This window comes from Mesorhizobium yinganensis, from assembly GCF_040081985.1.
Classification (GTDB): Bacteria; Pseudomonadota; Alphaproteobacteria; order Rhizobiales; family Rhizobiaceae; genus Kumtagia; species Kumtagia yinganensis.
The window spans coordinates 90,310-114,417 of record NZ_JBEBMH010000005.1 but is presented as its reverse complement, the minus strand read 5'-3'; the positions used below and the strand labels follow the sequence as shown (position 1 = coordinate 114,417).

The following is a 24,108-nucleotide window of genomic DNA, read 5'->3' as shown; positions in this document are numbered from 1 at the left end:
CCGCAGGGGACAGTTTACCTTCTTTCGGCAGAAAGGCCGCAGCAGTCCAGAAGTCGCGCGGGCCGAAAAAAGTAAACTGTCCCCGGCACTTGTACCTGTTCGGCCGCATATCTCCCAGGCCGTTTCCGGGTTTCCGAGTGGACCGGGTAAAACTGTCCCCGGCACTTGCGTCGGTTCGGCCGCGCACCTTCCGCACCAGTTCGGATTTCCGGGTGGACCGGGTATTGCGGCGGGCCGCGCTTTTTTTTTCGCGCGGCCAACCTGCGCTACTTGTTGGCCAAGGCTGCCGGCCAGCGCTCGCGCAAAAATTTCAGCCAGGGCGTGGCGTGAAAGGCGCTCATCAGCAGGTACATGGCGGTCATTCCGGTGAGCGGCCACGCGCCGGCCGCCGCGCACATGACCGCGGCCGGATCGCTTTCAAGAATGCCGCTCAGCAGCGCCATGAGGGCGAAAGTCGGCGACGCCGCGAGAGCCAGCATATCCGCCGCGCTCGGCGCGGCGGCGGTCCCGCGGGCCGCCTCCTCGTCGGGTCCGCCGCAACAGGCATGGCTCATGGCCGCGCACTCTGGTTGCGCATCGCCGCCTCGCCTACGTCCGAAACCTCGACCCACTTCTTGTCCGGCGCTGCCTCGGGCTGGTAGCTGTCGTGCCAGTTCCACCATTTGTAGGTCGGCGTCTGCGGATAGCCCTCCGGAGAATCCTCCCACACCTCCTGGCGGCCGAGCGGCGTTATGTCGAGATAGTTCCAGGTGCCGCCCATCTGCTCGTCGCCGCGATTGTTGAGGAAATAGGTGCGGAAGATGCGGTCGCCGTCGCGGAAGAAGACGTTGGTCCCGTGCCATTCGTCCACGCCGAAATCCTTGTCGAAGCTGTCGGTGACGGTGAACCACGGCACGTCCCAGCCCATCCGCGCCTTCAGCCGCGCGATGTCGGCCTGCGGAGCGCGTGAAACGACGACCAGCGTCGTGTCGCGGGCATTCAAATGGGCGACATGCGCCATCTGGTCGACCACCATCGAGCAGCCCCGGCAGGCGTGCTCCGGCCAGCCATAGACACCGGGCTCGTAGAACGCGCGGTAGACGATCAGCTGGCGCCGTCCTTCGAACAGGTCGGACAGGCTTGCCTTTCCGCTTGGGCCATCGAACACGTATTTCTTGTCCACGGCCATCCACGGCATGCGCCGGCGTTCGGCGGCCAGTGCGTCGCGGGCCTTTGTCTGCGCCTTTTCCTTGACCAGCAATTGCTCGCGCGCGGCTTCCCAGGCCTTCGCCGTCAGGACAGGCGGCGTTTGGATTGACGGCTCCGCACCATTGCGTCCGTTGTTGGTTGATGGTGTCATGGTCATGGCAACCTCCGATTTGGACGAGTTCCCGGCCTTGGCTGAAACGCCGCTCTATCGCTGCCGATCGCTCGTGTTGGTCTTGAGCTGAACTTAGCGCCGTGGATCGGACGGCAAGAGTAACAAGTGTGACGGGATTGCGATGGACTCGCTGATCACGGCTGCCGCCCTCTCGCTCGCCGCGGGCGATCCGCTCCACGCCCTGAAAAGGATTGCGCTACGCGATGATGCGCCCGCCCTTGCCCTTCGGGGCGTCGCGATGGCGCAGCTCGGCGATCTCGATCGCGCCAAGGATCTCCTCAAGCGCGCGGCCAAAACCTTCGGCCCCAGGGATTCGGTCGCGCGTGCGCGCTGCGTGGTCGCCGAGGCCGAAATTGCGCTTGTCTCGCGTGACCTCACCTGGCCGGCCAAAACGCTCGACGCGGCAAGGGCCGTGCTCGAACGGCGCGGCGACCGCATCAACGCCGCCCAAGCCGGATGTCTAGCCGCCCGCCGCCTGCTCCTGATCGGCCGTATCGAAGAGGCCGGGCGCGTGCTCTCCGAAATCGATCCCGCGCCGCTCTCGCCCGCGTCAAGAGCCGGCTACGAGCTTGCGGCGGCGGGCATCGCGATCCGCCGTTTGCACACTGAGACGGCGCGCGCAGCACTCGCAAGGGCCGTCCGCGCAGCGCAGGCGGCCGGCATCGAGGCGCTGGAGGCGGAGGTGCAAAGCGTCTCGCTGCTGATGACGCAACCGGCGGCGCGCGCCATCGCACGCGGAGAGGAGCATATTCTCAGACTGGAAGAGGTCGAAGCCCTGTTCGGTTCTGGGGCCTTCGTCGTCGACGCCTGCCGCAACGTCGTCAGAAATGCCGCGACGACGGTTTCGCTCGCGACCCGCCCGGTCTTGTTCGCACTCGCGCGGGCGCTCGCTGAAGCTTGGCCCGGCGACGTGACCAGGGACGTTCTGGTCAGGCGGGCTTTCCGGGCAAAACATGCGGATGAATCGCATCGCGCCCGGCTCCGGGTCGAGATCGGCAGGCTGCGTTCGGAACTGGGCACACTGGCGGACTTGAATGCGACCGAGCAAGGCTTCGCACTTGTACCGAGAAAGGCGAGCGAGGTGGTCGTGCTCGCACCGAATGCCGAAGAACAACATGCAGCGGTCCTCGCCTTGCTCGCCGACGGAGAATCCTGGTCAAGCTCGGCCCTGGCGATCGCGCTTGGCGTAAGCCCGCGCAGCGTGCAGCGGGCGCTCGAACAGCTTTCCAATGCCGGCAAGGTGCAATTTTTCGGGCAGGCGCGCGCACGACGCTGGATGACGCCGCCCGTGCCCGGTTTCCCGACAACACTGTTACTCCCGGGCCCGCTCCCGAGCGGCTAGGGTGTGTTGCAGTGATAAATCAACGGAAACGGACCGATGAAACATTCCCAAGCCGAAATCCTTCGCGAATACGATCTTTCTCATGACATCCGCCATGTGGCCGGTGTCACCTTCGACGGTCGCCATGTCTGGTTCGCATCCGGCGACAGTCTGAACGCGCTCGATCCCGACAGCGGAGAGATCGTGCGCCGGATCGATGTCGCCGCGCATGCGGGGACAGCCTTCGATGGCCGCTACCTCTATCAGATCGGAGAGGACCGTATCCGCAAGATCGATCCTCAGACGGGCGCCATCCTGCACACCATACCGGCGCCCGGAAATGGCGGCGATTCCGGCCTTGCCTGGGCGGAAGGGTCGCTTTGGGTCGGACAGCATCGCGGCCGCAAAATCCATCAGGTCGATCCCGAAACGGGCAAGGTCCTCCGTACGATCGAGTCCGATCGTTTCGTCACGGGCGTGAGTTGGGTGGACGGCGAACTGTGGCACGCCACCTGGGAAGACGACCGAAGCGATGTGCGGCGGATCGATCCCGCAACGGGCGAGGTCTTGGCGAAGCTCGACATGCCGCCGGATGTCGGCGTGTCCGGCCTGGAAGCCGACGCTGGCGAGCGCCTTTATTGCGGCGGCGGAAACACCGGCAAGATCAGGGCGATCAGACGTCCGCGCGGGGCAGAGTGATAGGACTACCGGCGATCGAAAAGCGCGGACGCGGCAATCGCCAGCCACCCGCCGATCAGCAACAGCCCGCCGGCCGGCGCGGCATAGGGAAACAGCCGGTCGCCTAGGAAATCGCGCGCAAGCAGGTCGCCGCAAAACAGCACCAGGCCTGCCGTCAGCACGAAGCCGCCGAGCCTCGCGGTACGGCCCGCCAGCAAGGACGTCACCAGCAGCGCCGGCGCATGGACCAGCAGAAAAGTCGCGGCGGTCTGCAGGTTAGGCCCGCCGGCATGGGCCGCCGCCGCCGACAGCGCCACGCCGGCCGCGCCCGCCAGCCCGGCGATGAAGATGAGGATGCGGTCGGCGTTCATGGCTCGGCCCTTGTTGCGGCAACAGGCGCTCGCGCGAAATGCCCGCCTCGTCAAGCGCCCGCCGCCGCATTATCTCTTACCGAGACCAAATCACGCGCCGGCTGCTCCGGCGTCGCGAAACAGAGGAAAGAAATGGCAACATCCACCAGACGGCCCGGCGACCCCTTCAAGGCGGCGGAAGCCATGTTCAAGCGCTCGGCCAAGCCGGCGGCCGAGGTAGCCCGCGCCCCGGTCAGCGCCGCCGCCCGCGAAACCGTGTCGCTGAGGATCGACCGCGACGTGCTCGACCATTTTCAGGCCGATGGCCCCGGATGGCAGGAGCGTATCAATGCTGCGCTGCGCAATGCCGCCGGCCTCGGCGGGGCGAACGAGGTCGGCAAAAGGCCGGAAGAACTCGACGCCTCCAACGACGACTGACGTCAGGTCGGGAGTGACGGGGATCACGCGGCGGACGCGAAAAGTGGCCCGGCGGCAAGTGCACGAGGCCCTCGCGTCAGGCCAAACCGTTTTGTCGCCGGGTAATTTCACTCAACCGATTGATTTTTCTAAATATTCCGGACTTGCCGGACCGCCGGCGCATCGTTTCCCGCGCCCGCGCGTTTCTGCTATCCACTTGTTTTGGCAAGAAAAAAGCCCGTCGACAGCGCCGACGGGCTTCTAGGGGTACCGGCATTCGGGGAGGGGGAGAATGCCAGTCTTTGTCGCCGCGGAGGGAGGAAGCCGCGGCGAAAAACTTAGAACTGGCGGCCCTTGGCGGCCACGGCAGCGATGTCGGCGCGGGTGATGCCGAGGTCGGTGAGCTCACGGTTCGAAAGCCGGCTCAACTCGTTGACGGTGTCGCGATAACGGCGCCAATTGCGGTAATTGCGGATCAGGTTCATGGTCTTCACTCTACTTTTCTTTGCTCTTGCACGTACGATCTTCTGTGTACGACGCTCAGATAGGGGTTCCCCCTTCATATTTGAATTGACGCCTTTGCATGGTTGCAATGCACAAATGCAAGGCTGGATGCTGCCTCAAAAAGCAGAAAAACCGCTAGAGCTGCTGCATTTTTAACCCTTTCGCACTGCAACACCGTCGCAGAATGCCTCGACGATGAAGGTGATCTGGGTCGCCACCTCGTCCGGAGATTCGGCCAGGAACCGCCTTTGCAGGCCGAGACTGACAATGCCATGCACCGCCGCGAACAGCGCCCGCGCCACCAGCACCACCCGATCCGCGCCCGCGTCCGGCAGCAGGAGCCGCAGCGGCTTGACGATATGGCCGATCAGCCTTGCATTTTCCACCTCCCGCCGCGCGGCGAAGTCTTCGCCCACGCGCCCCGCATGTTCGAAGATCGCCGACCAAAGCAGCGGGTTGGCAACTACGAAGGACAGATAGATCCGTCCGAGCAGCACAAGCTGGCCTTTCGGCGTGCCGGCATTGGCAGTTTGCACAAACGCTTCAGCCACCGCCTGCTCAAGCCGCGCTCCCGTGCGAGAATTGACGTCGGCAACCAGCGCATCCATGTCCTTGAAAATATTATAGATTGCCCCCACCGCACAGCCGGCCTCCGCCGCAAGCTCGCGCGCCGTCAGCGCGCGGTAGCCGTTCTCGGCGATCCGCCGCTCGGCGATTTCCAGCAAGGCCTCGCGCAGTTTTTCGCGCCTGATCTGGGTCTTTGCGGCCAACTCTCGCGGCTCCCCGAAATTTCGTGAACGTTGTTCAAATAGATACTTGAACAACGTTCAAATCCGTGCCACAAATAGCGTGAACAGCATTCAAGTCAAGCCGCAGGCGAGGGGAAAGACAGGAAATGCCGACGCTCTATGACCTGAAGCCGGCGTTCCAGGGTCTGCTGCGGCCCTTGACCAGCAGCTTGGCAAACGCCGGCTTCACCGCCAACCAGGTCACGGTCGCCGCGGCGATCATGTCGGTTGCGGCGGCATCGCTGGCCGCTGCCTTTCCAACCAATCGGGCGATCTGGCTGGTCATCCCGGTCGTGCTTTTCCTGCGCATGGCGCTGAACGCCATCGACGGCATGCTGGCGCGCGAGCATGGCCAGGCCTCGACCTTGGGCATGTATCTGAACGAGCTTTGCGATGTCGCCTCCGACCTCGCCTTGATCCTCGCCTTCGTCGCGGTTCCGGTGTTTCCCGCCTGGGGTGTCGTCGCCTTCGCGATCACTGCGATCACCACTGAATTTGCCGGGGCCCTGGGCATTCCGGCCGGCATCGGCCGTAACTATGCCGGCCCCTTCGGCAAGAGCGACCGCGCTTTCGCGCTTGGCCTCATTGCCGTGCTGCTTGCTATCGGCCTGCCGATCGGGGCGATAGCGCCGTACATATTCCCATTGCTCGCCGTTTTGTCGCTTCTCACCATCGTGAACCGCGTCCGCGCCGGCCTGCGGCCCGCTCCCTGAATCATCGGCTTGGCGGCCATTCGAGGATCATCATGCTTGCCGAAAAATCCCCCTCACCTGCCCAAGCCGCCAACCGCGCGGACTTGGCCGTAGAGCGCAATTTCACGACCCATGACGGCGCCGAATTGTTTTACCGCTACTGGCCGGCCGCCTCGCCAGAGGCGAAAGGGGCAATCGTGCTCTTCCATCGCGGCCACGAGCATGGCGGACGCATGGCCCATCTGGTCGATGAGTTCGACCTGCCCGACCACGCCTTCTACGCATGGGACGCGCGCGGCCACGGCCGCTCGCCGGGCGAACGCGGCTATTCCCCATCCTTTGCCGCCTCGGTCCGCGACATCGACAGTTTAATAAAAGAAATCAATGAGAAGGACGGCTTCGCGGCAAGCGATATCGCCGTCGTCGCGCAATCCGTGGGCGCCGTGCTCGCCGCGACCTGGGTGCACGACTACGCCCCAAAAATCCGCGCGCTGGTGCTGGCCTCGCCGGCCTTCTCGGTAAAACTGTACGTGCCGTTCGCCCGCCAGGGCATCGCGGCATGGCAGCTGTGGAAGGGCCGCTTCTTCGTCAATTCCTACGTCAAGGCGCGTTTCCTGACCCACGATCCCGAGCGCATCAGATCGTTCGAGTCCGATCCGCTGATCACCCGGCCGATCGCCTCCAACATCCTCCTCGACCTTTACGACCACGCCGAGCGCGTCGTGGGCGACGCCCGCGCCATCACAGTACCGACGCAAGTTCTGATTTCCGGCAGCGACTGGGTGGTCCGCCACGGTCCGCAGCACGAATTCTTTGTCAACCTCGCCAGCCCGGCGAAGGAACGCCATATCCTGCCCGGCTTCTTCCACGACACGCTCGGCGAGCGCGACCGGGCAAAGGCGATAACCCTCGCCCGTGATTTCATCGTCGGCCAGTTCGACGCGCAGGAGCCAAGGCTGGACATCACGCAGGCAGACCGCGCCGGTTTTACGCGCGACGAGGCCGACAGGCTCGCCGCGCCCCTGGATCTGCTATCGCCAAAGGGCCTGTATTGGGCCATCAGCCGCGCCTTCATCCGCATGGGCGGCTGGGTCTCGAACGGCATTTCGACCGGCGTGAAGACCGGCTTCGATTCCGGCTCGACGCTCGACTATGTCTATGAGAACGAAGCGCGCGGCCTCGGTCCCGTTGGCCGCACGGTCGACCGCACTTTTCTCGACGCCATCGGCTGGCGCGGCATCAGGCAGCGAAAACTCCATCTTGAGGAACTGATTGGCAAGGCGGCGCGAGACCTGCGCATCGCCGGCCGCCCGCTCCACATCCTCGACATAGCCGCCGGCCACGGCCGCTACGTGCTCGACGCCATCGCCAATCTCGAGGAACCGCCCGCCTCGGTCCGCTTGCAGGACTATTCGGACATCAACGTCGAAAGGGGTCGAGCACTGATCGCCGAACGCGAACTTCCGGACAGCGTCACCTTCCGCAAGGCCGACGCCTTCGACGGCGAGGCGCTTGCTGCGATTGAGCCCGCCCCGGACCTCGCCATCGTCTCCGGCCTCTACGAGCTTTTCCCGGACAACGCACCGATCCGCCGTTCGCTGGGCGGCCTGGCCAAAACGATCCAGCCGGGCGGCATGCTGATCTACACGTGCCAGCCCTGGCATCCGCAGCTCGAAATGATCGCCCGCAGCCTGACCTCGCATCGCGGCGGCCAGGCCTGGGTGATGCGCCGCCGCACGCAGGCCGAAATGGACCAGCTTGTCGAGGCTGCCGGCTTCGAGAAGATCGACCAGCGCATCGACGAGTGGGGCATCTTCACCGTTTCAGTGGCGCGGCGGGTTTCTCCGGAATGACCGTGCTTCCCGCCGACACGCTATCGCCACCTGACACATTCGGCCAGATATTCCGGCGCGCCCTGCTTTGGCTGCTATTCCTCGCGCCGTTCTTCTACCTGACCTACGGCTATGCCAACTGGCTGGCCGCACAACGCGAACATGTCGGCAGCATCGTCTTTTCCTGGGAGCACTCAGTCCCGTTCGTCGCCTGGACAATCCTGCCCTACTGGTCGATCAACCTGTTCTACGGCCTGTCGCTGCTGATCAACACCACGCGAAGCGGCGTCGACCGATTGGCCGGACGCTACCTGACCGCGCAACTCATAGCTATTGCCTGCTTCATTGCCTTCCCGCTCACCGCGACCTTTACAAGACCCGCGACCGACGGGCTGCCCGGTTTCCTGTTTGCCGTGCTCGGCGGATTCGACAAGCCGTTCAACCAGGCCCCGTCGCTGCACATCGCGCTGCTGGTGATCATCTGGGACCATATCCGCAACCGGCTTGACGGCTGGTGGAAAGGGCTGTGGCATGTCTGGTGCTTCCTCATCGGCGCCTCGGTGATGACCACGTGGCAGCACCACTTCATCGACATCCCGACCGGCGCACTGCTCGGCCTGTTCGCGCTCTGGCTGTTTCCGCGCGAAGGTGCCCTCCCCTTCACTGGAGCACGTCTGACCATCGACCGCAAAGCGCGTCGGCTTGCGATTTGCTACGGGCTTGGCGCAACGCTGCTGCTTGCGGGTGCAATATTCGGCGCATTCCACTCCGCGCTGTGGCTGGCGCTGCTCTGGCCAGCTCTGGCGCTCGCTATCGTCGCTTTCGGCTACGCGACGCGGAATCCGGATGTTTTTCAGAAGGCCAGCGACGGCCGGGTGACCCTGGCAAGCCGGCTTCTGCTGTGGCCGTATCGGGTCGGCGCGAAACTCAATGTCAGGGCCTGGACCCGTTCCCTTCCCGCTCAGGTCGAAATCGCGGACAGCGTTTCGCTCGGGCGTTTTCCGAGTGCCGCCGAAGCCGACCGTTTTGCAACGGTGATCGATCTTGCCGCCGAGCTCGCGAGACCGCAGGGCGCCGTCTGTCACTGGCTGAGTTTTCCGATGCTGGACCTGATTGCATCCACCGCCTCCCAACGTGCGGAGGCAGCGGGCGCGGTGGAAGCGGCGCGGGCAACCGGTCCCGTGCTGGTCTGCTGCGCCCTCGGCTTCCAGCGCAGCGCCGGCGTGGTGGCCGAATGGCTTGTCGCCACCGGGCGGGCGCGTGACCTCTCCGGCGCCGCCAATCTCCTTGCCACGGCCGGCCGCCCCGTGCATTTGCGCGCTGCCGATCTTCCGGCGCCCGGCTGAGCGTATGAGCGATCCCTATCCTGATCAGATCAGCGCGCTGGCGCGATGGTCTCTGATACAAGCACTATGGCCGCCGGCGCTCGTCGCAGCGATCAGCATCGCGCACAGTCTGGTCGCGCCGGAAGCTTATGGCAGTTCGCTCGCCATTGTCGCCCGCCTGGCCGCAATCGCCGGAGCCGGTGCAGTGTTGGCTGTCTCGGCCATCCTGTTCTTCGACGCGCTTCTTTTCCGCCTGATGGCAAGCTATGAAGACGAGCAGAAAGGCGGCGCCGCCGTCGATGACATTCTTGCCCGGATGCGCCTGAAACCCGTACCGCCGCAGACACGCTCGCTTGCCAACCGCGCCGCCGGCACGCGCCGTCTTGTCAGGCTGCAGCGCGTCGCCTTGACTGTGTTCATCGTGGCGCTGGGCTTGCCGCTGCTCGCCGTGGCGGCCTGAGACGCGCGCTGCCATGAGCGGATTGCGAGATTTTTGCTTCCGGCTGCTGCGCTCGGCCACTTCGATCGGCCTGTCGGGGCTTGCCTGGGCGATCACCGGGGTCCGGCCGATCTGGATGGGCAGCGAGCCCTCGGAGCGCCAGCGCATCTATTTCGCCAACCACGCCAGCCATGGCGACTTCATCCTGCTTTCCGCCTGCCTGCCCGAGCAGTTGCGCCAGCGCACGCGCGCAGTCGCCGCCGCCGACTATTGGGGCAAGACGCGGCTGCGCCGCTTCATCGCCGAGGATATGCTGTCCTCCGTCCTGATCCACCGCACCTGGACCGAACCCGCCGACAACCCGATCAATGCGATGCTAGCCGTTCTCGACCAGGGAGATTCACTGATCCTGTTTCCCGAAGGCACGCGCAACATGACGGATGAACCGCTGACGCGCTTCCGCTCGGGGCTCTACAATCTCGCGGTCATGCGGCCGGAGGTCGAATTGATCCCCTGCTGGATCGAGAACATGTCGCGTGTGCTGCCGAAGGGACATTTCCTGCCGGTGCCGCTGCTCTGCCGCGTCGTCTTCGGCCCGCCGGTCAGGGTGGAAAGCGGCGAGGACCGCCATGATTTTCTCAAGCGCGCGCATGCCGCGCTGCTTGCGCTGCAGCCGCGCCCGCGGGGGAAACGGAAATGATGCGCGAAACCACCCTGCTGATCGTCGGGCTGAGCGCCGTGCTGGTGACGGCGAGCCTTGTCGCCGGATTCCTCACCTGGCGTGCACGCGACCGGAACAAGCCTGGGCTGGTCAATCTCAACCAGCGTATCCAGGCGTGGTGGATCATGGTGGCGCTGATCGCCATCGCCTTCTTCTTCGGCAAGGACGGCATGACCGTATTGTTCGCGCTGATCTCGTTTGCGGCGCTGCGCGAATTCGTGACGCTGACCCATACCCGCCGCAGCGACCATTGGGTGCTGCTCGCCATGTTCGCGATCATCATTCCGATCCAATACTGGCTGGTGTGGACCGCCTGGTACGGCCTCTTCACCATCTTCATCCCGGTCTATTGCTTCCTGCTCATGCCGGCGGTGACAGCGTTGCAGGGCGACACGGAGCGCTTCTTGGAGCGCGTATCCGCCCAGCAATGGGCGGTCATGCTCTCTGTCTATTGCATCAGCCACGTCCCCGCCCTGCTGACGCTGGACGTGCCGGGCTTCGAAGGCCGCAACCTGCTGCTCATCGCATTCCTGATCATAGTGGTCCAGGGCAGCGACGTGCTTCAATATGTCTTCGGAAAGCTGTTCGGCCGCCACAAGGTCGCGCCGTCGGTCTCGCCATCGAAAACCTGGGAAGGACTGGTCGGCGGCGTTGCATCTGCCAGCCTGCTGGGCGCGGCCCTGTCGTTCCTGACGCCGTTCAGCCCGGTTCACGCGGCCATCGTGGCGTTCCTCATCTGCCTGATGGGTTTCCTCGGCGGGCTGGTCGCATCGGCGATCAAGCGCGACCAGGGCGTGAAGGACTGGGGTCACATGATCGAGGGCCATGGCGGCATGCTCGACCGCGCCGACAGCCTGGTCTTCGCCGCGCCGGTGTTCTTTCACATCGTGCGGTATTTTTGGACGGTGTAAGCAGTAGGCAGTAGGGCAGTAGGGCAGTAGGGCAGTAGGAGGGCGAACTTTTTGTGGCAAAGCGGTCAAGGCGCATCGCTGAGCACCCCAACGCTTGTCCTAGCAAGCGCGCCGGGAAGTTGATCCCTACTGCCCTACTGCCCTACTGCCCTACTGCCCTACTGCCCTACTGCCCTACTGCCCTACTGCCGATTTTACTGCGTGATCACAATGCTGGTGTTGGTCGGCCCAAAGGTCTCGACCAGACGATAGAAATCCGCGGCCGCGTCGGGATGCAGCCGGATGCAGCCATGCGAGGCGGGCCGGCCGAGACGCTTGACGGCTTCGGTGGCATGCACGGCGTAACCGCCCTTGAAGAACACCGAATGCGGCATCGGGGCGTTGTCGTATTTCTTCGAGTACCACATCTCGTGCATGCGATACGGCTTGAACGAACCTTTCGGCGTGACATAGCCCTTGCCGGCCGTCGATACTTTCCACTGGAAGGTCGGGCGGCCGTCGATCGAAACATTCATGGTCTGCGTGGAGATCGAGACCTCCGCGACCAGTCTCGTATTCGAGGCATGCGCCGTGCCGGAACCGGCATCGAGGAACAGCGCCAGCCCCGCCATCGCGGCAGTGGCGACGTTGATCAGCTTTGCCGACATGACCGTATTCATTTGATCCACCCCTATCTTGTTTGGACCGGATTTTTGTCGGCCTCTGCCGTTCGGTCCTGATGGCCGCTTATCCCAGCGTCATGTTTCGGTTTAATTTCGCAATCGCGGTTTTTCGTTTCGCGATTGTTTCTATTTTTGACCGATTTGCACGGTTTTGAAAGTTACCCATGGACAAGATCGGGCATTTGTGGTCAAAGGGATTCGTCGGCAAAGGTTTGGACCACCGCAGCGGCTAATGGAATTTCCGAGAGCTAAAGGCTTTCAGGCCGAGTGAAACGCAGTTGCAACAATGTGGTTTCGAAACGGCATCGTCTGGAAACATGCAAAGCTGATTATGGTCCGCGACGAAAGCAGGAACGAAAGTCGAAAATGGGCAGCGGTGGGACAGGTTGGCTGAAGAGGGTCGTCATCGCGACGGCGATCCTGACGGCGATCGGTCTTCTGGCGGATACGGGACGCGCGATGGCAGCCGAAAGCGCCGGTAGCGCTACCTCCACGGCTCATGCGATCATGCTGTTTCTGTTGGCGTGGCTGCTATCAAGCATTCGTGTACGCCGAAAGGCGGGGCATTTGCGGTTTGGTTTCGAACCTTCGCCCGTTCCGCGCGTTAGAGCCGCATCGACGGTCCGCAGCGTGAATGCGCGCAAGGCTGCGGGAAGTTCGGGAGAGGCCGGCGCGTGACGCCGGGTTGCCCCAAAAGAAGATCGAGGACAGGGACAATGAAGACGAATTTCGCCTCGAGCGTTCTGACCGCCCTCATCTACGCCCAGGTCGTTCTGTGTTTTGCAGGCGCTGCCACGGTGCTGTTGCGCGATCGTGTCCAGTTGCAGCACGTCGCCAGCGAGACAGAAACGCCGGCGGCGTCCGCCGGAGTACGCCTGTAAATGCCGCCGAGGCCGGACTATTCCGGCCAGCCAGCCGGCGGATCGAAACGATATCCTGAACCGCGGATAGTGACGATCGATTCTGTGTCGAGCTTGCGGCGTAGCCGCACGATCCGCGAATCGATCGACCGGTCGAAAGCATCACTGCTTTCGGCCGGTGCCGCCGCGATTATATCATCGCGTGTCAGTACCTTGCGCGGATGCGCGAGGAACAGCCTGAGCAGCGCCACCTGCCCGGGCGATAGCTGCTCTTCGCCCCCGGTGCGATGCATGACCAGAGCCGACCTTATGTCGACGGTCGAATTCTCGAGGCTGATCAGCTCCGGCGCGGGCTTGCCGCGACGGCTGAGCAGGCCAGCGATGCGGGCGGCGACCTCGCGCAGATCAGCCGGCATATCGACGACATCCGCGGCACCGAATTCGAGCGCAAGCACGGTTTCGACCAGTTCGGTCTTGGGCCGCAGCAGCATGACGGCAGGATCGGTTTCGTTCTGCAGACGCCGCAACAGGCCGAGCGTCGCGGAGGGCGGCAGGTTCTCACCCACGACGATGACGTCGACCTGCGGCGACGCGAGCAGCGAGCGGAGTTCCCATTCTTCGGCGGCCTGAATAGCCTCGTAGCCACGCCGTTCGAGATAATCCGCGAAGGTTTCCGCGAACCTCTCATCAAGGCAGGCAAGCGCAACGACCGGTCTTCTCGCCATCAGCCCTCCGATACTTCTTTTGAAATCATAAGCGGTCTGGACATTATGTTCTCACCTAATCTACTTTCCGCCGGGTTTGGAGGCCAGACTGTCCTGCGCGCCAGAATTGCCATTGTGGAAGACGAACCCGACCTGCGGGATGCGGTCGCCGAGTATCTCGGCGCCAACGGCTATGATGTGACCGCGCTCGACAGCGCCCAGGCGATGCGCGATGCGGTCGAGACGGAATTTTTCCACCTCGCTATCCTCGACATAGCCATGCCGGGTGAAGATGGACTGTCGCTTGGCCGCTGGCTGCGCTCCAGAATGCCGATCGGTATCATCTACGCCACGGCCGCCGGCACCGCGATAGACCGGATCGTCGGACTTGAGCTCGGCGCGGACGACTACATGGTCAAGCCCTACGAACTGCGCGAGATGCTGGCGCGGGTGCGCAGCGTTCTGCGCCGTGTACCGCTGTCGGAAGAGGCGCAGGCCGCCAAGCCGGCTGGCGAGGAACACGCACGCCGCGCCGTTTCCTTCGGCGATTTCAGCGCGGACCTCGATAGCCGCATGCTTACCGGACCGGCGGGTCATGCGATCGACATGGCCAAAAGCGAGTTCGACGTGCTTGAAGTCTTCCTCACACGGCCGAACCGGTTGCTCACCCGCGCCGCTTTGTCCGAGGCGATCGGCCTGACGGAGGAACCGGAAACCTCCCGGGCCGTCGACATCCGCGTTATGCGGCTGCGCAAGAAGATCGAGGCCGACCCGGCCAATCCGCGCTATCTGCGGACCGTACGCGGCGAGGGCTACATCTTCGCACTGCCCGACGACACAAATTGACCGCGGCGAAAGCCGCAGGGGATACACATTCGATGACTGACGGGACGAACGGGCAGGCGCAAGTGCCTCGCGCCACAACCGGCACCACGGTGGCTGCGCTGGGGATGACGCGACTGCTGCGGCAGGCTCCCGACTGGCAGCAGATTCTTCCCGAGGCACTCGAGGCGCTTGCCCGGTCGCTCGACACCCACCGCTCCATCCTTTTCCGGTTGCGGGAAATGCCCGGCAACGGCTTTGCCCAGTCTGTCGCCGCCTTTTGGGCGGATCCTACGATTGAAGGCATAGGCGGCAATCCAACCATGATCAGCCAGGAGACGATCGAATCCGATCCGCTGCTGGAACGACTCTCCGCCGAGGTGCGGCAGGGCAAGATCTTCGCCGGCCTCACCCGCGAAATCGACGGATTCCTGCGCAAGGAGTTCGAGACGCGGCGCATCAAATCTTTCCTGTCGGTTTCGGTGTTCGCCCACGGCCATTTGTGGGGCACGCTGGCCGTCAACGACTGTGTGCGCGAGCGCATCTGGTCGGATGACGAGAAGGCTGCCGTCGAGATGGTCGCGCTCGCGGTCGGCGACGCCATCGAGCGCTCGTTCTCGGAAGCGCATGTCAGCGAGATCATCCGCCGCACCATGATCCAGGCCTCGCTCGATGCGATCATCGTCATCGACGAGACCGGAGGCGTGATCGAGTTCAATCCGGCCGCCGAGAAGATGTTCGGTTACAAGCGCAGCGAGGTGCTCGGCCGTGACCTGCTCGATCTGGTGGTTCCGACCAAGTATCGCGAAGGCTACGCCAACGCCACCGAATACATGGCCGGCCGCGGCGCGCCGATGATCGGCCAGCGCATGGAGACTGTGACGCAGAACTCGGCCGGAGAGGTCTTTCCGATCGAGTTGACGGCAACCGAGATCAAGGTCGCCGACCGGCGGCTGTTCTTCGGTTCGATCCGCGACCTGCGCGACAAGCACCGGGCGGAAGAGGAAATCAACCGCCAGCGCGACCGCTTGCACCAGAACGAGAAGATGGCGGCGATGGGCTCGCTGCTCGCCGGCGTGTCGCACGAATTGAACAATCCGCTGGCTGTCGTGGTTGCCCAGTCGACGCTGCTGCACGAGTTCGCGCCCGACCCGCAGACCAAGCTGCGCGCCGAGAAGGTGCGCGCCGCCGCCGAGCGTTGCGGCCGCATCGTCAAGAGTTTCCTCGGCATGGTTAGGCTGCATCCGCCGAGCCAGGGCGAGATGGATCTGAACAACGCCGTCCGCGCCGCCATGGAGGTGACGGCCTATGGCGCGCGCTCAAGCGGCATCATGATCGAGACGGATTTCGTTCGCGGCGTGCTGTCGATCATGGCGGACCCCGATCACATAACCCAGGTCGTTGCAAACCTTCTGGTGAACAGTCAGCACGCGCTGGCGGCCAACAATGGCGACAAGCGCATCAAGGTCCGCACCTTTCGCCGCGACAATGGGAAATGCGGCTTCTTGGTCGAGGACAACGGTCCGGGCGTACCTATGAACATCCGCCACCGCATTTTCGAGTCCTATTTCACCACCAAGCCGGTGGGCGTCGGCACCGGCATCGGCCTCTCGATCTCGAAGTCGATCATCGAGCGTCACAAGGGCCGCATAACCTATGAGTCAGCCTTCCCGAACGGCGCACGATTTGTCGTGGAACTGCCGGCGACCAAGGGCGGCGCGGACAGTTTTGCGGTCGGCCCGGCGCCGGCGACAGGCATCAGCCACGCGCTGATCATCGACGACGAACCGGATGTCGCCGCCTCGCTGTCGGACCTGCTGCTGCTGATGGGCATCAAGTCGCGGACAGTGCTCGCCTGGACCACCAGCGAGGAGGTGCTTGCCGACGAGGATGCCGACATCGTCTTTAGCGACCTGCGTATGCCTGGCGCCAACGGCATCACGATCTTCAGGGAGCTTGTCGAAAAGCGGCCCGACCTGGCCGATCGCTTCGTGCTGGTCACCGGCGACATGATCGGCGCACGGGCCGAGGTCGACGCGCTGCCCGCCGAACACCGTCCGCAAATCCTCGAGAAACCATTCAGCACGCTGGATGTGCGCGGCGTCCTCGCCATGGTCAACGAGCAGGTTTCGTCGAAGCAATAGCCGGCGAAGCTACCTCCGCCCCCGGAATGGAGGCACGAGCGCGGCAAACGCCAACGCGACCAGCAAGGTCGTGACGCCTATCGTCACGATGCCCGCCGGCGTGATCCTGGCGCTGCCTTGCAGCGAAATACTCTTGCCGACACGCAGGTCGAAGTTCGTCTTCATCTCCTCGGGATGGGAAGGAACTTCGTTGCCGATCGGTGGATTGGGGTCCGTCATCCAGCAATCTCCTTTACCGTCGTGCCCGTCGAGGCCGGTTGGTCAAGGTCGATTGATACATGGACAGATGGCCCCTGAACACCGCCGTCCACGATGCCGTGAAATGAAAAGGCCCCTGCCGGCAGGGAAATCGGCAAGGGCCTTCGCTGTACGCCTGAGACGGCGTGGGAGGAACTTTTAGAACACGGTCGTCGTGGCCGTAGGCGAACCGGCGAGCGCCAGTTTGCGCACACGCACGGCATCCGTCTTGCCGGACTCCTTGGCGATCTGGACGAGACAGTCATAGCTTTCCTCGCCCCATGCCTGGCCACGGCATGCGTTATCGCTTTCGCGCATAGGCAGTCGCGAGGTCTTGGTTGTCGTCTTGACGTCGTCGCTCGCCGCGTCGGGCCGGTCGAAAGACGCGAATGTCGTTCCGGACGACGGCGTAACCGCCATCGAGATGAAGGCTAATCCGGCAGCAACGGCAAACATCGCCATGGGATGATCGGCAGACCGGCGACGCAAGGCAAGGCTTGGGAGGATGCGGTTGCGCTCGCGCGGTGTGAAGCTGCGGTCGAAATCACTGAAGATGATGGAGGCGGTCATCGTCGTCTGCCTGTCGGCTTTTTGTCGTTTCTTTCCCTGATGAAGGAAAGATTAAGGCGCCATTGTTTCGGCCCGATGCTGCCCGTATTTGCCCGTGTAACACGTTTGAAACACCGCAACCGGGCAGGCATCCGCTGCGGCCCGCCGCGTTCCAGAACCATCGTCGCGCAAGGCTATCCGTACGGCCGAGCTACATCCGTGAAGCGGCAATTCGCTACCCAGACGCCGGCAGACAGCGCCCATTTGCGCGTTTGAGAACCTTCTCCATCCTTCCTGAGCTAAGTCGCGGAGATCACGGGATTTTTGCCGGTCATCGGAGCTTCTGAACACCACAGAAACACCGCGCGAAGCTCACCGTATTTTGAGGCTAAGAAATGTAAAGCATTGCTCCAAATACGAAAATGTGCTTATATTGAATGATCATTCAATAAAAATCAGAGCATAATCATGAATCTTCACAGCCGTGACGTGACCGTGCCCAATGACTGGGACCGCCGCGGTCTTCCGGGCTGGAGCTATCACAGCCAGGCCCTTCTCGAGCTCGAGAAGGAATACATTTTCCGCAATCACTGGCAGATCGTCGGCCATGTCTCCGACATGCCGAATGCCGGCGATTACCTTGCCATCGATATCGTCGGCGAGCGCGCTCTGGTCGTGCGCGGCAAGGACGGCGCGGTGCGCGGGTTCCACAATCTGTGCCGCCATCGCGGCTCGCGCGTGGTCGCCGACAACAAGGGCAATTGTAAAAACGCTCTGGTCTGTCCCTTTCACGGCTGGGTCTATAACCTCGACGGCACGCTGCGAGGTGCGGCGCGGCCCCGCTCCTTCCCCGATCTCGACAAGACGGAATTCGGGCTGACGCCGCTCGAACTTGAAATCTGGATGGGTTTTATCTTCGTGCGCTTCCGCAAGGGTCCGCAGCCATCGGTGGCCGATCTCATGCAGCCGATCCAGAGTGAGATTTCGCATTACGGCGTCGGCGAGATGCTGCCGGCCTACGGCGTGTGGTCGCAGAAGACGCCGGTGAACTGGAAGTCGGTGCGCGACGTCGACAATGAGGGCTATCATGTCGCCATGGCGCATCCGGCGCTGCAGGATCTCTATGGCTCGACGTATTTCGACGAGCCCTTCAAGAACGGCGTGTCACGATCCTTCGCCACCTACAACCCCCATGCCGGCCGCCGCTGGAGCGTCAAGAACTATGTGCGCATCTCGCCCGAGGCGACGCACCTGCCCGAGCACCTGCGCAAGGCCTGGATCTATTACGGCATCTTCCCGAACATGGTGATCGCGCTGACGCCGGAGACCGCCCAGTTCTACCAGGAATTCCCGCTCTCGACCGGCGAGACGCTGCTGCGCGGTGCCATCTACCGCTATGCCGACGAAAGCCGTCGGCAGGCGGCTGGGCGCTATCTGGCACTGCGCATCGACCGCGAGACGACCGCCGAGGACGTGCAGCTCAGCGTCTGGTCGAACGAGTCCATGCTTTCGGACGCCTTCGAGGGTTTTTATCTGTCGGACCTCGAATATGGCGTGCGCACCCACCACGACCATCTTCGCCGTATGCTTCCGGTGCTCCAACTCGAAAGCGCACCGGAAGAGAAGGACATGTGGGGCATTAACGAGGCGCTTCAGTCCCGGTCGTGAGTTGGTCGGTGGCGACGGCCACTGGTTCCCCAGCTTCCGGCAGGACATGACCGGCTTTGACCATCAGGGCGCGAAAACGGCCGTCATTGTGGAGTTCGCGGAAAGCCGAATCGATCCGGATGCCGAGACTGTCCGGCTCCCGCTCAGCCACCGACAGCGCAAGATAGGTCAGCGCCTGGTCGGTCTCGTCGAGCAGGGCCAGCGTGCGGGCGAGTTTGTAGGCTGGGACCCGGCCGTCTTCGTTTTGCCTTTTCTGCTCGGCCAGCATCCCTTCCAGCAGGCCGGTCCTGCCTGCCCGGTCGAAACCCTGCCTTGCCGCCTCGTAGATGATCCGCATTCCGTCGTTTCCGGTGATATTGGCCGCAATCAGCGCCTGTTCGATCGCCTCGCGATAGCGCTCCTGGTCGAAATAGAGATCGGCAAGATAAAAATGCGGCGCCGGATACTCCGGCGCGGTCTCGGCGAACTGCCGAAGCAGTTTCCCTGCCTCGTCGATATCCCCGGCATGATAAAGAATTAGGGCCTTGTTAGCGAGGATCGCGCGGGAATCCGGATCGAGCTCCTGCGCGTGGCGGATGGCTTTCAGCGCCGTGTCGAAATCGGCCGTCTGCACCACGGTCAGCGCGAACCAATGATTGGCCTCGGCCGAATCCGGATCGAGCGCCAGCGCCTTCTCGAACAGCGTTCGAGACCGATCGAAATCGCGATCCCAGTAGAAGCTGGTGAACGCCAGCGAGGCGTAGGCCGCCGGCAGGTTCCGGTCGAGTTTCAGCGCGCGATCGCCCGCCGCCCTGGCGAGGGGATAGGCTTCCTCCGCCGGCGTGTCGGTGTATTGGCTGAGCAGATTGTAGCCCTTGGCAAGACCGGCATAGGCCGCCGCGAATTCCGGATCGTGCGCGATTGCCTCGGTGAACAACTGGATCGCCCGCTTTAGTCCCGGACCGGTGCGCAGGGCCAGTTGGTATTTTCCCGAGAGATAGAGGTCTCGTGCCGCCGCGTCCTGCGAAAGACGCTCCCTGCCCTGCATGGCTCGCGGCATCAGATAGTCCTGTGCAAGCGGTACGGCGGCATAACCGGCCGCGAGCGTGATGATGACCACGCCGGCTCCGGTGAGAAACGCGCGCCTGCGCCAGCGCATCGCGGCCGCTTGCGGTCGCGCCGCATGCTCGCCCGATACCGGAGGAGAATCTGTTCGGGCGTCAGCCATTACCGCTGGCGCCGGAGAAGCGTCCACCGGTTCGTCCCGAGTGATCGGAGATCCGGCCGCCTCGGCGTCGCGGTTGCCGGTTAGCCAGTTTTCGAGTTCCGATGGATAGGCGTAGATGGAGGCACGTGTCCGCCCCGGCAGGCGATGCACAGGCAGGCCGCGGCTGGCCTCCCAGCGCTTCACCGTGCGCTCGTCGCGCCCGAAGAAGGCAGCGATTTCCTTCCAGCTCTTGAGCGGTCTTTCCGCCCGATTTCGCCCGTCTACGCCCGCCATACCACTCACATGCCCCGAAATGACACGAATTGCCATCAGCAAAGCGACGCAGGGGCAGATAGACTGCAGGTGTGGTCAAGTTTTGACGGCCGCAACGGATCCGTGACGGTGGGTGGGGTGCCCGTCGTCCGATACTGGCGCCCAAGCCCCAAGGGCGTCGTCGCCGCGCCTCCTTCATCAATTTCTCGCACGAGATATCGAAGGGGGCGCGGCGGGTACTTCTATCCGGAGAATTATCCCCGCCGGCGATCAGCCCCTCCAGACGCCCTCCCTGCGCAAATCGTCCATCGTCCGCGAGATGCCCTCGCGCAGGATCGCCACCATGTCGTCCACCTGGCTGCTCGTGATGATCAGCGGCGGCGACATCACGCACATATGGATCAGCGGCCGCACCAAGAGCCCGAGCGCATGGCAATGCGCGTCGATGCGCTTGCCCACTTCATAGTCGAGCTTCAGCGCATCCTTGCTCTCGCGGTCGGTGACGCATTCAACGCAGCCCATCAGCCCGATGCCGCGCACCTCGCCGACCAGCGGCAGCTCTTCCAGCGTCCGCAGACGCTCCTGGAAATACGGCGCCACCGCGCGTGTATGGTCGAGGATGCCACCCTCCAGCAGGTCGAGATTGGCGAGCGCCACGGCGCAGCCGACCGGATGGCTCGTATAGGTCAGCCCATGCGCATACATCGCGTCCGGATGGTTCGACTTGCGCAGGTCCGCCAGCAGCCGCTCCGAGATCATCACGCCGCCCAATGGGAAATAGCCGGAGGTCACGCCCTTGGCGAAGGTGATCATGTCGGGCTCGAGGCCGAACACGTCCCTGGAAGCAAAGACCTCGCCGAGTCGCCCGAACGCCGTCACCACCTCGTCGGAGATGTAAAGGATATCGTTCTCCCGGCAGACCTCCCGGATGCGCGGCAGATAGTTCGGCGGCGGCACGATGACGCCGCCGGAAGCCTGCACCGGTTCACCGACGAAGGCGCCGATCTTGTCCGCGCCGATCCTTTTCACGGTTTCCTGGAACTCGTCGACCAGGAAGTCGGAAAAGACCTCGATCGTCATGCCCGCCGGCCGGCGGAACGGATCGGGCGACGACAGCTTCACCACCAGCCCGTCCGCGACGTCCATCCAGTCGCGGTCGCGCGGGCGGCCATTCAGCGAGGCGGAGAGATAGGTCGACCCATGATAGGCCCCGCCCCGCGACAGGATGAGTTTCTTCTCCGGCCTACCGCGCACATTGTTGTAGAACTGCATGAAACGCAGCGCCGTCTCCACCGCAGACGATCCGCCGGTGGTGAAGAACACATGGTTGAGGTCGCCGGGCGCATGAGCCGCGATGCGTTCGGCCAGCACGGCAGACGGCTCGTTCATCGTGTACCACGGCGTGTTGTAGGACAGCGCCATCGCTTGGTCGTACATGATGCGCGCCAGTTCCTCGCGCCGGTGCCCGACATTGACGCACCACATGCCCGCCGGCCCGTCGATCAACCGCCGGCCCTCGCTGTCGGTGATGTAGATGCCCTCGCCGCTGCCGATCAGGCCGCGCGCCTCGCTGCCGATCGAGCCGGCATAGGGCCATGGCTGCACGAGATGCCGCTTGGCGAGTTCCACGGCCTCCGTCGCCGGGTTTTCACCGCCGTCATACACATCGATATCCCGGACCGCCGCCATGCCGGCCTCCTCCCGTGAAAATTTCGTGATCGCCAATCCGACCACCGGCAAACTGCCGGAAATCGGACTCATTTCTCTTCATTTTGAATATCCGTTCAATCAATATCACAGAAATGCCGCTTGATTTCAATCCGCTCTTGGGCCCATGATGAAGGAAAGCCGGGAAACAAGGGGCCGGCATTTCGGGATGGGAGCAGATATGGAACGTGAGCCCACGCGATCCGCGACAGGCGAGCCGTTGTTATGACGGCTGCCGCGGAGGGGACCGCCGCGTACCGGGAGGTGCGCAAGAACGCAAAACCCCTTCTGCAATCCGAGGCGTCCCGGGGACTGGCGCTGGTCAGCCCGACCCTCGCCTTCGCGGTGATCATGCTGCTGGTGCCGATCCTTGTCGTGATCGCCCACAGCTTCTGGACGCAGAACTATCTCACCGTCGACTACACCTTCACGCTCGAACAATACCGCATCGCGCTGACCGAGCCAATCTACCGCGACCTTCTCCTGCGCTCGCTGTTCATCTCGTTCTCAGTCAGTGTGCTCACGGTCCTGCTGGCCTATCCGATCGCCTACTACATCTCCTTCCATGGCGGCCGTCGCAAAAGCCTGTGGCTGTTCCTGATCACCATCCCGTTCTGGACCAGCTATCTGCTGCGCGTCATGTCGTGGAAGGTCATACTGGGCTACAATGGCGTGCTGAACTCCGGCCTGCTGGGCCTCGGTATCATCGACGAGCCCTCGACCGCCCTGCTCTACAATTCCAGCGCGGTCATCATCACGCTGACCCACGCCTGGGCCGCCTTCGCCATCCTGCCGATCTTCGTCTCGCTGGAAAAGGTCGACCGCACGCTGATCGAGGCGGCCACCGACCTCGGCGACGGCCCCATCCGCAGTTTTCTGCGGGTCACGCTGCCGCTGTCGATGCCGGGCGTGATCTCGGCGCTGCTGATCGTCATGATCCCGACCGTCGGCGACTACGTCACGCCGAAACTCGTCGGCGGCAAGGACGGCGTGATGATCTCCAACGCCATCCAGGCACAATTTGGCAAGGCGCTGAACTGGCCGCTCGGCGCAGCACTGTCGGTCTCAACCATGTTGGTCGTGTCGGCCATGGCCGCAGCCTCCGTCCTGCTGCTCAGGCTGCTGGTGAGGCGGGCGCGATGAAAAGTCTGCTCAACCGCTGGCTGCCCGTCTACGCCGGGCTGTACATCGCGTTCCTGTACCTGCCGGTGCTGTTGCTGCCGATCTTCTCGATCAACACCTCGGCTGTGCCGAAATTCCCGCTCTCGGGCTACACCCTCAAATGGTACGAGGAGCTTCCACACACCTCAGCTTTGCTCGACGCGGCGTGGAACAGCCTGATCGTCGGCATCGCGGCGTCGCTGCTGGCGACCATCCTCGGCATCTGCGCGGCGCGCGCCATCACCCGCTATCGCTTTCCCGGCCGCCGCCCGATCAACGGCCTGATCATGGCGCCGTTGATCCTGCCGGAAATCATCGTGGCGGTTTCCATGCTGCTCGTGCTGCAGCGCATGGGCCTCGGCCTGACCTTGTTCACGGTCGTGCTCGGCCATGTGCTGATCTGCATTCCCTATTCGGTCAGCGTGCTCACCTCCGGCTTCGAAGGGTTTGACCGCAGCCTGGAGGAAGCCTCGGCCGATCTCGGCGAGACGGCCTGGGGCACGTTCCGCCGCGTGACGCTGCCGATGATGGCGCCGGCGATCATCTCCTCGCTGCTGGTCTCCTTCACCATCTCGCTCGACGACTTCATCATGGCGTTTTTCCTCGCCGGCACGGAGACGACCTTGCCCATCTACATCTGGGGCCAGTTGCGTTTCGCGGCAAAACTGCCAAGCGTACTGGCCTTGGGCACGCTGCTTCTCGTCGGTTCCTTCATCCTTCTCACCATCGCCGAAGTTTTACGGCGCCGCGCCGAACGCCGGACGCAAACCATGGGGATGGCCATTGCCTGAGCGCGC

General features: G+C 63.5%; 28 protein-coding genes. 17 read left to right on the top strand and 11 right to left on the bottom strand.

The window, feature by feature from the left end:
- Positions 1 to 266: 266 nt before the first annotated feature.
- Both ABMA59_RS12415 and ABMA59_RS12410 read right to left on the bottom strand, forming a co-directional pair.
- Positions 267 to 554: a hypothetical protein gene (locus tag ABMA59_RS12415; protein WP_349005674.1), complete on the bottom strand. Its 288-nt coding sequence runs from the start codon at positions 552 to 554 to the stop codon at positions 267 to 269.
- Entirely contained in the window at positions 551 to 1,339 is a 789-nt protein-coding gene (locus ABMA59_RS12410; RefSeq protein ID WP_349005858.1) for a DUF899 domain-containing protein, read from the bottom strand. The genes ABMA59_RS12415 and ABMA59_RS12410 overlap by 4 nt, the downstream gene beginning before the upstream one ends.
- Before the next feature lie 142 nt (positions 1,340 to 1,481).
- Between ABMA59_RS12410 and ABMA59_RS12405 the strand changes: the two genes are divergently transcribed.
- Entirely contained in the window at positions 1,482 to 2,702 is a 1,221-nt protein-coding gene (locus ABMA59_RS12405; protein ID WP_349005673.1) for a helix-turn-helix domain-containing protein, read from the top strand.
- 36 nt (positions 2,703 to 2,738) lie between these two features.
- A complete protein-coding gene (locus tag ABMA59_RS12400) occupies positions 2,739 to 3,380 on the top strand; it encodes a Vgb family protein (RefSeq protein ID WP_349005672.1) in 642 nt (213 codons plus the stop codon).
- Positions 3,381 to 3,385: 5 nt separating this feature from the next.
- Here ABMA59_RS12400 and ABMA59_RS12395 read toward each other — a convergent pair whose 3' ends face one another.
- A complete protein-coding gene (locus tag ABMA59_RS12395) occupies positions 3,386 to 3,730 on the bottom strand; it encodes a DUF423 domain-containing protein (RefSeq protein ID WP_349005671.1) in 345 nt (114 codons plus the stop codon).
- A 132-nt stretch (positions 3,731 to 3,862) separates the two neighbouring features.
- Between ABMA59_RS12395 and ABMA59_RS12390 the strand changes: the two genes are divergently transcribed.
- Entirely contained in the window at positions 3,863 to 4,147 is a 285-nt protein-coding gene (locus tag ABMA59_RS12390; protein ID WP_349005670.1) for a BrnA antitoxin family protein, read from the top strand.
- A 317-nt stretch (positions 4,148 to 4,464) separates the two neighbouring features.
- Here ABMA59_RS12390 and ABMA59_RS12385 read toward each other — a convergent pair whose 3' ends face one another.
- Positions 4,465 to 4,611 (bottom strand): DUF1127 domain-containing protein, encoded by a 147-nt coding sequence (locus ABMA59_RS12385; protein ID WP_349005669.1) that lies wholly within the window; start codon positions 4,609 to 4,611, stop codon positions 4,465 to 4,467.
- A gap of 171 nt (positions 4,612 to 4,782) precedes the next feature.
- Complete coding sequence (locus ABMA59_RS12380; RefSeq protein WP_349005668.1) at positions 4,783 to 5,400, bottom strand: TetR/AcrR family transcriptional regulator; 618 nt, start codon at positions 5,398 to 5,400, stop codon at positions 4,783 to 4,785.
- A 125-nt stretch (positions 5,401 to 5,525) separates the two neighbouring features.
- On the opposite strand from ABMA59_RS12380, the gene ABMA59_RS12375 reads away from it, so the two are divergent.
- From ABMA59_RS12375 to ABMA59_RS12350, 6 genes are read left to right on the top strand one after another with little or no spacing between them, the layout of a single operon-like run.
- On the top strand, positions 5,526 to 6,131 hold the full coding sequence (locus ABMA59_RS12375) for a CDP-alcohol phosphatidyltransferase family protein (protein ID WP_349005667.1): 606 nt from the start codon (positions 5,526 to 5,528) through the stop codon (positions 6,129 to 6,131).
- Between the two features lie 32 nt (positions 6,132 to 6,163).
- On the top strand, positions 6,164 to 7,963 hold the full coding sequence (locus ABMA59_RS12370) for a bifunctional alpha/beta hydrolase/class I SAM-dependent methyltransferase (protein WP_349005666.1): 1,800 nt from the start codon (positions 6,164 to 6,166) through the stop codon (positions 7,961 to 7,963).
- Positions 7,960 to 9,288 (top strand): phosphatase PAP2/dual specificity phosphatase family protein, encoded by a 1,329-nt coding sequence (locus tag ABMA59_RS12365; protein WP_349005665.1) that lies wholly within the window; start codon positions 7,960 to 7,962, stop codon positions 9,286 to 9,288. Before ABMA59_RS12370 ends, ABMA59_RS12365 begins: the two co-directional genes overlap by 4 nt.
- 4 nt (positions 9,289 to 9,292) lie before the next feature.
- Positions 9,293 to 9,727, top strand: a complete 435-nt coding sequence (locus tag ABMA59_RS12360; protein WP_349005664.1) for a hypothetical protein — start codon at positions 9,293 to 9,295, stop codon at positions 9,725 to 9,727.
- Positions 9,728 to 9,740: 13 nt separating this feature from the next.
- Positions 9,741 to 10,406, top strand: a complete 666-nt coding sequence (locus ABMA59_RS12355) for a lysophospholipid acyltransferase family protein (protein ID WP_349005663.1) — start codon at positions 9,741 to 9,743, stop codon at positions 10,404 to 10,406.
- Positions 10,406 to 11,338 carry a phosphatidate cytidylyltransferase gene (locus ABMA59_RS12350; RefSeq protein WP_349005662.1) on the top strand — a complete coding sequence of 311 codons (933 nt, stop codon included), beginning with the start codon at positions 10,406 to 10,408 and terminating at the stop codon, positions 11,336 to 11,338. The genes ABMA59_RS12355 and ABMA59_RS12350 overlap by 1 nt, the downstream gene beginning before the upstream one ends.
- A gap of 194 nt (positions 11,339 to 11,532) precedes the next feature.
- On the opposite strand, the gene ABMA59_RS12345 is transcribed toward ABMA59_RS12350, so the two are convergent.
- Positions 11,533 to 11,997, bottom strand: coding sequence for a L,D-transpeptidase (locus tag ABMA59_RS12345; RefSeq protein ID WP_349005661.1), 465 nt, complete (start codon positions 11,995 to 11,997; stop codon positions 11,533 to 11,535).
- Between the two features lie 369 nt (positions 11,998 to 12,366).
- Here ABMA59_RS12345 and ABMA59_RS12340 point away from each other — a divergent pair, with 369 nt between their 5' ends.
- Together ABMA59_RS12340 and ABMA59_RS12335 are read left to right on the top strand one after the other, a co-directional pair.
- Positions 12,367 to 12,678: a hypothetical protein gene (locus ABMA59_RS12340; RefSeq protein ID WP_349005660.1), complete on the top strand. Its 312-nt coding sequence runs from the start codon at positions 12,367 to 12,369 to the stop codon at positions 12,676 to 12,678.
- Positions 12,679 to 12,716: 38 nt separating this feature from the next.
- The gene (locus ABMA59_RS12335) at positions 12,717 to 12,881 is read left to right on the top strand and encodes a hypothetical protein (protein WP_349005659.1); all 165 of its coding nucleotides are present in this window, start codon (positions 12,717 to 12,719) and stop codon (positions 12,879 to 12,881) included.
- A gap of 17 nt (positions 12,882 to 12,898) precedes the next feature.
- Here ABMA59_RS12335 and ABMA59_RS12330 read toward each other — a convergent pair whose 3' ends face one another.
- Positions 12,899 to 13,585: a winged helix-turn-helix domain-containing protein gene (locus tag ABMA59_RS12330; protein WP_349005658.1), complete on the bottom strand. Its 687-nt coding sequence runs from the start codon at positions 13,583 to 13,585 to the stop codon at positions 12,899 to 12,901.
- Between the two features lie 45 nt (positions 13,586 to 13,630).
- Between ABMA59_RS12330 and ABMA59_RS12325 the strand changes: the two genes are divergently transcribed.
- Both ABMA59_RS12325 and ABMA59_RS12320 read left to right on the top strand, forming a co-directional pair.
- Positions 13,631 to 14,410, top strand: a complete 780-nt coding sequence (locus tag ABMA59_RS12325; protein WP_349005657.1) for a response regulator — start codon at positions 13,631 to 13,633, stop codon at positions 14,408 to 14,410.
- A gap of 32 nt (positions 14,411 to 14,442) precedes the next feature.
- Positions 14,443 to 16,530 (top strand): PAS domain S-box protein, encoded by a 2,088-nt coding sequence (locus ABMA59_RS12320; protein ID WP_349005656.1) that lies wholly within the window; start codon positions 14,443 to 14,445, stop codon positions 16,528 to 16,530.
- Positions 16,531 to 16,539: 9 nt separating this feature from the next.
- Here the strand turns inward: ABMA59_RS12320 and ABMA59_RS12315 are convergent, their stop codons facing one another.
- Both ABMA59_RS12315 and ABMA59_RS12310 read right to left on the bottom strand, forming a co-directional pair.
- Complete coding sequence (locus ABMA59_RS12315; protein WP_349005655.1) at positions 16,540 to 16,749, bottom strand: hypothetical protein; 210 nt, start codon at positions 16,747 to 16,749, stop codon at positions 16,540 to 16,542.
- Between the two features lie 177 nt (positions 16,750 to 16,926).
- A complete protein-coding gene (locus tag ABMA59_RS12310) occupies positions 16,927 to 17,337 on the bottom strand; it encodes a hypothetical protein (protein ID WP_349005654.1) in 411 nt (136 codons plus the stop codon).
- Between the two features lie 447 nt (positions 17,338 to 17,784).
- Between ABMA59_RS12310 and ABMA59_RS12305 the strand changes: the two genes are divergently transcribed.
- On the top strand, positions 17,785 to 18,984 hold the full coding sequence (locus ABMA59_RS12305) for an aromatic ring-hydroxylating oxygenase subunit alpha (protein WP_349005653.1): 1,200 nt from the start codon (positions 17,785 to 17,787) through the stop codon (positions 18,982 to 18,984).
- On the opposite strand, the gene ABMA59_RS12300 is transcribed toward ABMA59_RS12305, so the two are convergent.
- On the bottom strand, positions 18,956 to 20,464 hold the full coding sequence (locus tag ABMA59_RS12300; protein WP_349005652.1) for a tetratricopeptide repeat protein: 1,509 nt from the start codon (positions 20,462 to 20,464) through the stop codon (positions 18,956 to 18,958). The genes ABMA59_RS12305 and ABMA59_RS12300 overlap by 29 nt on opposite strands.
- 249 nt (positions 20,465 to 20,713) lie before the next feature.
- Positions 20,714 to 22,132, bottom strand: coding sequence for an aminotransferase (locus tag ABMA59_RS12295; protein WP_349005651.1), 1,419 nt, complete (start codon positions 22,130 to 22,132; stop codon positions 20,714 to 20,716).
- On the opposite strand from ABMA59_RS12295, the gene ABMA59_RS12290 reads away from it, so the two are divergent.
- From ABMA59_RS12290 to ABMA59_RS12280, 3 genes are all read left to right on the top strand, one after another.
- Complete coding sequence (locus tag ABMA59_RS12290; RefSeq protein WP_349005650.1) at positions 22,131 to 22,256, top strand: hypothetical protein; 126 nt, start codon at positions 22,131 to 22,133, stop codon at positions 22,254 to 22,256. The genes ABMA59_RS12295 and ABMA59_RS12290 overlap by 2 nt on opposite strands.
- Before the next feature lie 119 nt (positions 22,257 to 22,375).
- On the top strand, positions 22,376 to 23,293 hold the full coding sequence (locus ABMA59_RS12285) for an ABC transporter permease (protein WP_349005649.1): 918 nt from the start codon (positions 22,376 to 22,378) through the stop codon (positions 23,291 to 23,293).
- Positions 23,290 to 24,102 carry an ABC transporter permease gene (locus ABMA59_RS12280; protein WP_349005648.1) on the top strand — a complete coding sequence of 271 codons (813 nt, stop codon included), beginning with the start codon at positions 23,290 to 23,292 and terminating at the stop codon, positions 24,100 to 24,102. Before ABMA59_RS12285 ends, ABMA59_RS12280 begins: the two co-directional genes overlap by 4 nt.
- Positions 24,103 to 24,108 lie beyond the last annotated feature (6 nt).

Coding starts and splice junctions, on each gene's coding strand:
- ABMA59_RS12415 (WP_349005674.1), bottom strand. CDS start 554: ATGAGCCATGCCTGTTGCGGCGGACCCGACGAGGAGGCGGCCCGCGGG.
- ABMA59_RS12410 (WP_349005858.1), bottom strand. CDS start 1,339: ATGACACCATCAACCAACAACGGACGCAATGGTGCGGAGCCGTCAATC.
- ABMA59_RS12405 (WP_349005673.1), top strand. CDS start 1,482: ATGGACTCGCTGATCACGGCTGCCGCCCTCTCGCTCGCCGCGGGCGAT.
- ABMA59_RS12400 (WP_349005672.1), top strand. CDS start 2,739: ATGAAACATTCCCAAGCCGAAATCCTTCGCGAATACGATCTTTCTCAT.
- ABMA59_RS12395 (WP_349005671.1), bottom strand. CDS start 3,730: ATGAACGCCGACCGCATCCTCATCTTCATCGCCGGGCTGGCGGGCGCG.
- ABMA59_RS12390 (WP_349005670.1), top strand. CDS start 3,863: ATGGCAACATCCACCAGACGGCCCGGCGACCCCTTCAAGGCGGCGGAA.
- ABMA59_RS12385 (WP_349005669.1), bottom strand. CDS start 4,611: ATGAACCTGATCCGCAATTACCGCAATTGGCGCCGTTATCGCGACACC.
- ABMA59_RS12375 (WP_349005667.1), top strand. CDS start 5,526: ATGCCGACGCTCTATGACCTGAAGCCGGCGTTCCAGGGTCTGCTGCGG.
- ABMA59_RS12370 (WP_349005666.1), top strand. CDS start 6,164: ATGCTTGCCGAAAAATCCCCCTCACCTGCCCAAGCCGCCAACCGCGCG.
- ABMA59_RS12365 (WP_349005665.1), top strand. CDS start 7,960: ATGACCGTGCTTCCCGCCGACACGCTATCGCCACCTGACACATTCGGC.
- ABMA59_RS12360 (WP_349005664.1), top strand. CDS start 9,293: ATGAGCGATCCCTATCCTGATCAGATCAGCGCGCTGGCGCGATGGTCT.
- ABMA59_RS12355 (WP_349005663.1), top strand. CDS start 9,741: ATGAGCGGATTGCGAGATTTTTGCTTCCGGCTGCTGCGCTCGGCCACT.
- ABMA59_RS12350 (WP_349005662.1), top strand. CDS start 10,406: ATGCGCGAAACCACCCTGCTGATCGTCGGGCTGAGCGCCGTGCTGGTG.
- ABMA59_RS12345 (WP_349005661.1), bottom strand. CDS start 11,997: ATGAATACGGTCATGTCGGCAAAGCTGATCAACGTCGCCACTGCCGCG.
- ABMA59_RS12340 (WP_349005660.1), top strand. CDS start 12,367: ATGGGCAGCGGTGGGACAGGTTGGCTGAAGAGGGTCGTCATCGCGACG.
- ABMA59_RS12335 (WP_349005659.1), top strand. CDS start 12,717: ATGAAGACGAATTTCGCCTCGAGCGTTCTGACCGCCCTCATCTACGCC.
- ABMA59_RS12330 (WP_349005658.1), bottom strand. CDS start 13,585: ATGGCGAGAAGACCGGTCGTTGCGCTTGCCTGCCTTGATGAGAGGTTC.
- ABMA59_RS12325 (WP_349005657.1), top strand. CDS start 13,631: ATGTTCTCACCTAATCTACTTTCCGCCGGGTTTGGAGGCCAGACTGTC.
- ABMA59_RS12320 (WP_349005656.1), top strand. CDS start 14,443: ATGACTGACGGGACGAACGGGCAGGCGCAAGTGCCTCGCGCCACAACC.
- ABMA59_RS12315 (WP_349005655.1), bottom strand. CDS start 16,749: ATGACGGACCCCAATCCACCGATCGGCAACGAAGTTCCTTCCCATCCC.
- ABMA59_RS12310 (WP_349005654.1), bottom strand. CDS start 17,337: ATGACCGCCTCCATCATCTTCAGTGATTTCGACCGCAGCTTCACACCG.
- ABMA59_RS12305 (WP_349005653.1), top strand. CDS start 17,785: ATGAATCTTCACAGCCGTGACGTGACCGTGCCCAATGACTGGGACCGC.
- ABMA59_RS12300 (WP_349005652.1), bottom strand. CDS start 20,464: ATGGCGGGCGTAGACGGGCGAAATCGGGCGGAAAGACCGCTCAAGAGC.
- ABMA59_RS12290 (WP_349005650.1), top strand. CDS start 22,131: ATGCCGGCCTCCTCCCGTGAAAATTTCGTGATCGCCAATCCGACCACC.
- ABMA59_RS12295 (WP_349005651.1), bottom strand. CDS start 22,132: ATGGCGGCGGTCCGGGATATCGATGTGTATGACGGCGGTGAAAACCCG.
- ABMA59_RS12285 (WP_349005649.1), top strand. CDS start 22,376: ATGACGGCTGCCGCGGAGGGGACCGCCGCGTACCGGGAGGTGCGCAAG.
- ABMA59_RS12280 (WP_349005648.1), top strand. CDS start 23,290: ATGAAAAGTCTGCTCAACCGCTGGCTGCCCGTCTACGCCGGGCTGTAC.